A 6,241-nucleotide genomic window follows, 5' to 3' on the forward strand; every position below is an offset into this window, starting at 1 on the left:
ACCGGTCTTGGCGGTTGGTGCCATGTATCCAATCACAAACAGAGAATTCAGGTGAACGATCGATGAGGCCAGGACAGCAGAATAAGCGCGGTCGAGGGCGTGGCAATAACAACAATAACAATGGCGGCGGTGGAAATAACAATAACAACAATTTTAACCGCAAAGGCGGAAACCCGCTGACCCGGACCTATGACAGCTCCGGCCCCGATGTGAAAATCCGCGGCACTGCGCAGCACATCGCTGAGAAATATGCTCAGCTCGCGCGTGACGCCCAGAGCTCCGGCGACCGCGTCATTGCTGAAAATTACTTGCAGCACGCCGAGCACTATAACCGCATCATTGCCGCCGCACAGGCGCAGATGCAGGAGCGCTTCCAGCGCGACGACCGCAACGATTTTAGTGATCGTGACAATACGGACCGCGATGGCGACGAGCTGGATACAGCAAATAACGATGATGTCGTCATCGTTCAGCCGCCGCACCAGCAGCGGCGAGAACAGCAGCAGCCAGCTGCCGCGACACCTGCGCCTGCACAAGCTCAGGCGGAAGTGATCGACGGAACCGGGCCGCAGCCGGATATCGAAGGCATTCCTGCCGAAGTTGCCATGGAAGAGGAAGGTTCTGCGGCGCCCCAGCGCGAGCGCCAAGCCCGCCGACGCAATGCCGGCAGTCGCCCCCGCCGTCCGCGCCGTGGTGCCGAAGGCGAAGCGGCTGGCGAAGAAGGCGCCTCCGCGGAAGCGCCTGCCCTCGCCGAGGCCGCTTCCGAATAGGCTTGCTTCGAGCGCGGAATTTCAAAAGGTCGCCCTTTCTGGGCGGCCTTTTCTTTTGCGAAGTTATTCGCCATTTTCGCTTCTCGACACAGTTTACGCGCAAAGTTGCGGTGACGTACTTCCGCATGCCGCCTTCGAGGCATTCGCTCCGCTTCGCGATGGTGCTGCCGGACGTCCGTTGTTAGCCAAATAGCAGGCGCGAGAGATGGCGCTCGGGCGAAGTTTTCCCACATGCTACCCCTTTAAACTCTTGGGATTCCCCACCATATCCTGCCCAGGTTGCCGTAAATCTCAATGGCGGCAAACAGGGCTTGCCTTTTGAGGGAGCTCAATCTCAATCATCGGTCTGTGCCTTATGAAGGGCAGAGCGATTCATGGAGGTAACATATGAATATCGAAAAATATTCTGAGCGGGTGCGCGGATTCGTCCAGTCGGCGCAGACCTATGCGCTTGCACAGGGGCACCAGCAATTCACGCCGGAACATGTGCTCAAAGTCCTGCTCGACGATGATCAGGGCATGGCTGTTTCACTGATCGAACGCGCCGGCGGCGATGCCAAAGCTGCACGGTTTGCCAATGACGCCGCCCTTGCCAAACTGCCGAAGGTTTCCGGTGGTAACGGCAACATCTATCTCGCCCAGCCGCTCGCAAAGGTTTTCTCGACTGCCGAGGAGGCTGCAAAGAAAGCTGGCGATAGTTTCGTAACGGTCGAGCGTCTGTTGCAGGCGCTGGCGATCGAAGCGTCTGCCTCGACCTATCAGTCGCTGAAGAATGCCGGCGTAACAGCGCAGGCGCTCAATCAGGTCATCAATGACATCCGCAAGGGCCGCACTGCCGATACGGCAAGCGCCGAGCAAGGTTTCGATAGCCTCAAGAAATATGCGCGCGACCTAACGAGCGAAGCCCGCGAGGGTAAGCTCGATCCGGTAATCGGCCGTGACGACGAAATCCGCCGCACGATTCAGGTCCTCTCCCGCCGTACCAAGAACAACCCGGTGCTCATCGGTGAGCCTGGCGTCGGCAAAACCGCGATTGTCGAGGGCCTTGCGCTGCGTATCGTCAATGGCGACGTACCGGAAAGCCTGAAGGACAAGAAGCTGATGGCGCTCGACATGGGTGCCTTGATTGCCGGCGCGAAGTTCCGAGGGGAATTCGAAGAGCGACTGAAGGCAGTGCTGAACGAGGTTCAGTCGGAAGACGGCGAGATCATCCTCTTCATTGACGAAATGCACACGCTGGTTGGCGCCGGTAAGGCTGATGGGGCGATGGACGCCTCCAATCTGCTGAAACCTGCCCTCGCGCGTGGCGAACTGCATTGCGTCGGCGCAACCACGCTCGACGAGTATCGCAAGCATGTCGAAAAAGATCCCGCTCTTGCCCGCCGTTTCCAGCCGGTCGTGGTCGAGGAGCCGACGGTCGAGGATACGATTTCGATCCTGCGCGGTCTGAAGGAAAAGTACGAGCAGCATCACAAGGTGCGCATCGCCGATGCTGCGTTGGTTGCCGCTGCGACCCTTTCCAACCGCTACATTACCGACCGTTTCCTGCCGGACAAGGCGATCGACCTGATGGACGAGGCGGCTGCTCGCTTGCGCATGCAGGTGGACTCGAAGCCGGAAGAGCTCGATGAACTCGACCGCCGCATCATCCAGCTCAAGATCGAGCGGGAGGCGTTGAAGAAGGAAACCGACGTTGCCTCCGCCGATCGGCTGAAGCGTTTGGAAGGCGAGCTCACCTCGCTCGAGGAAGAGGCTGATGCGCTGACCGCCCGCTGGCAGGCGGAAAAGCAGAAGCTCGGCCTTGCTGCGGACCTTAAAAAGCAGCTCGATGACGCCCGCAATGAGTTGGCGATCGCCCAGCGCAAGGGTGAATTCCAGCGCGCCGGCGAGCTTGCCTATGGCGTGATCCCGGGTCTCGAAAAGCAACTTGCTGATGCCGAAAGCAAGGAAGACAACAGCCGCAACGCGATGGTGCAGGAGGTTGTGACCCCCGACAATATCGCCCATGTTGTTTCCCGCTGGACCGGTATTCCTGTCGACAAGATGCTGGAAGGCGAACGCGACAAGCTGCTCAGGATGGAAGACGAGTTGGCAAAGTCCGTGATCGGCCAGGGCGATGCGGTTCAAGCGGTTTCGCGCGCCGTGCGCCGGGCCCGCGCCGGCCTTCAGGATCCGAACCGGCCGATCGGCTCGTTCATCTTCCTCGGCCCGACCGGTGTCGGCAAGACGGAGCTCACCAAGGCTCTCGCCCGCTTCCTCTTCGACGACGAGACGGCGATGGTACGCATGGACATGTCTGAGTACATGGAGAAACACTCTGTGGCCCGGTTGATCGGTGCCCCTCCGGGCTATGTCGGCTATGACGAAGGCGGTGCGCTAACGGAAGCTGTCCGTCGCCGGCCCTATCAGGTCGTGCTGTTCGACGAGATCGAGAAGGCGCATCCAGATGTCTTCAACATTCTGCTGCAGGTGCTGGACGACGGTCGCTTGACCGATGGTCAGGGCCGTACGGTCGACTTCCGCAACACGATGATCATCATGACGTCGAATCTCGGTGCCGAATACCTGACGCAATTGCGCGAAGGCGATGACAGCGAGACGGTGCGCGAGCAGGTGATGGATGTGGTCCGCAGTCACTTCCGGCCGGAGTTCCTGAACCGTATCGACGAGATCATCCTCTTCCACCGCCTGAAGCGTGAGGAAATGGGCGCGATTGTCGATATCCAGCTCAAGCGGCTGGTTTCGCTGTTGTCCGAGCGCAAGATTACGCTCGATCTCGACGAAGATGCCCGCAATTGGCTGGCGAACAAGGGGTATGACCCGGTCTATGGCGCTCGCCCGCTGAAGAGGGTGATCCAGAAGTTCGTCCAGGATCCGCTTGCTGAGCAGATCCTGTCAGGTGAGGTGCCGGATGGATCGACGGTCAACATCACCAGTGGTTCGGACCGGTTGCTGTTCCGATCGAAGCAGTCGGTGAACGAAGCAGCGTGAGGCTGCATATATGAGGATTAAAATGGCGGCTCTCGGGCCGCCATTTTTGTCTCTGCAGAAAGGAAGAACTACTTGCTAGCGACCTGGTCCGACGCGGGCTGGTTGTTCAGCAGCGTGTCGATACGCTTGCGTTCGTCCTCGAACTTGGCGAGCGTATCGCCCTTGAGCGATTTGCCGCCCGGCAGACGGATGCGCAGCGGGTCGACCTTCGTTCCGTTGACGATCAGTTCGTAGTGCAGGTGCGGCCCGGTGGATTCGCCTGTGGTGCCGACCCAGCCGATCACCTGACCCTGCCGCACCTTGGCGCCTGGCACGATGCCCTTGGCGATGGCGCTCTGGTGGTTATAGGAGGATTCATAGCCGTTGGCGTGACGGACGATCGTCTGGTTGCCGTAGCCGCCGGAATCCCAGCCGGCCTTTTCGACTGTGCCGTTGCCGGCTGCAATGATCGCCGTGCCGCGTGGAGCTGCCCAGTCGACACCGGTGTGCATGCGGGCGAAGCCGAGGATCGGGTGGCGCCGCATACCAAAGCCGGACTTGAAAATGCCGTTCGGAACCGGGTTGCGCAACAGGAATTGGCGGATACTCTTGCCGTCCTGATCGAAGTAGTCGATCGTGCCGTCTTCCGGGTCCTGGAAGCGGTAGAAGCGCGTCAGTGTATCGCCGAAGCGGGCATTGACGTAGAGAAGCTCGGAATCCTCCGTCGCCTGGCCTTTGCTGTCGGTAACGGAGAAGAAGGCTTCGAGGTAATCTGTCGGCCTCAACTGCGCCTGGAAATCGACATTGGCGGCGAGCAGCTTGATGATCAGCGCTGTCATGTCCTTGGTCATGCCATAGGAGAGCGCTGCGCGGTAGATACCGTCATAGACACGCGGCAGGTTCTGGCCGGCGGCCGGGGCGAAGGAATTGTCTTCGAAAGCGGTGGCGATCGCGTCCAGCATCGGCGGTTCACTGCCGGCTACGAAACGGCTATGGTCATCGAGTGCGACTGTAATCAGATGTCGGGTGCCGCGGTAGATGCTGGCGCGTATGATCTTTGCCTGCTCGCCCTTCTGAATGATGCCGATACGCAGGACGTCGCCCTTCGAAAGTGTATCAGTGCCGAGGAAGGGAGCGATGTAACCGGACATGCCGTCCGCCTGCAGCTGCGGGTAACCGGAATCGGCAAGCGCCTTGGCGATCGTCGTGTCCTGGCGCACCGGCAGGATGTCGTCCGCAAATTCCTCGGTCTGCGGCGTGATGGATTCTGGCGCCGAGACCGTCATGTTCTGTTCGAGCACGCGGGCCGCGAGGCCGGCGGTCAGGTCGACGTCGTTATCTTCGTTGGAGAAGCGGCGCGGATCCACGTAGTAGAGGGCGGCAAGTTGGGCATTTCCGTCCGTTAGCACAGAACCGTTGGAGCGGACGTTCTCTTCGACTTCGTCAAGTGTCAGGCCGGGGGCCATGTTGAGGTCGGACTTGCCGGTAGGGAAAGGAACGGTCTTCAATGCTACTTCGGATTCGACATCGGAGCCGTAAATAGCACCGGTACGGCTTTGCGGCGCTGGCTCGGGCTCGTCAGCCGAGAAGATGGCCAGCGGATCGAAGTCCGGATAATCCTCGGTCGCCACGTGATTGGCAGCCAGCATCATCTTCACATGGGAGAAGGGCTGGCGGCGTACGACTTCTTTTTCGCCGTCATGGACGACGGTCGAGACTTCCATGATGGCGCGGTCGGACGGTTTGGCGGCGATGACGGGGGCGATCAGACGGCCGCCGCGGGCAACGGACGTATCCTGATGTGCGTCTGCCGATGTGCTTGCATAGGCTTCAGCCGGGATTGCCAATTGCTGTCGGCCGTCGAGGGCGGCAAAAAGCGCGACACCCATGAGGATCGAAGAGGTAATGCCAGTGAGGAACGTGCCCGAAAGCCAGCGAAGCGAAACTTCGCGCCGGTCGGGTGCGCGTCGCCCGTCTGCCAGAAGCGGAGGCTCGCTGCCGAGCGAGCGGATCATCATTTTCTCCGTCATCATGGCAGCTGGGTTCGCATCCTTACATTTGATGTCGTTCTGGGCATCCGCGGGCCATCCTGGCTGGGCGAAAGATGTGCATATTTTGGGCGCCGAAGTCAAATCACACAGGAATGGGCATGTTATCCGCGCGTGCCTGCGTGAATCGTGCGTGTTTCCTCTGACCAGCAGAATGTGATGATGTCGGGGCGAAGGTGATCAAAATCGTATCTTCCACAAGAAAACCGACAAACAGTCATGTTTTCACTGGCTTTCTAGGGCGATCCGAATCCGGAAAAGGACCGGATTTTATAGGTCGTTATAAAACCCCTAGACAAAACAAGGATATACGAGAAAGATGATTTTTTTGAAAAAGCCCTGTTGACTGTATGAATGTTGAGGGATTATAAGCCCGATCACTGACGAGGGCGGCGGCGCTGCTGGCGACGAAGTTCCTCGTTCTGAAGAAATCAAGCGGATTGGCGGGAAGCT

At 59.3% G+C, this 6,241-nt stretch carries 3 protein-coding genes; 2 read left to right on the forward strand and 1 reads right to left on the reverse strand.

Annotated features, from left to right (window positions below):
* The first annotated feature begins 62 nt into the window (after positions 1-62).
* Positions 63-770: a DUF4167 domain-containing protein gene (locus FHX15_RS20760; RefSeq protein ID WP_184400235.1), complete on the forward strand. Its 708-nt coding sequence runs from the start codon at positions 63-65 to the stop codon at positions 768-770.
* Between the two features lie 387 nt (positions 771-1,157).
* Complete coding sequence (gene clpB, locus FHX15_RS20765) at positions 1,158-3,761, forward strand: ATP-dependent chaperone ClpB (RefSeq protein ID WP_184400236.1); 2,604 nt, start codon at positions 1,158-1,160, stop codon at positions 3,759-3,761.
* Between the two features lie 68 nt (positions 3,762-3,829).
* On the opposite strand, the gene FHX15_RS20770 is transcribed toward clpB, so the two are convergent.
* Positions 3,830-5,773, reverse strand: coding sequence for a M23 family metallopeptidase (locus FHX15_RS20770; protein ID WP_184400237.1), 1,944 nt, complete (start codon positions 5,771-5,773; stop codon positions 3,830-3,832).
* Positions 5,774-6,241: the final 468 nt, after the last annotated feature.

Source organism: Rhizobium sp. BK650, from assembly GCF_014195325.1.
Classification (GTDB): Bacteria; Pseudomonadota; Alphaproteobacteria; order Rhizobiales; family Rhizobiaceae; genus Rhizobium.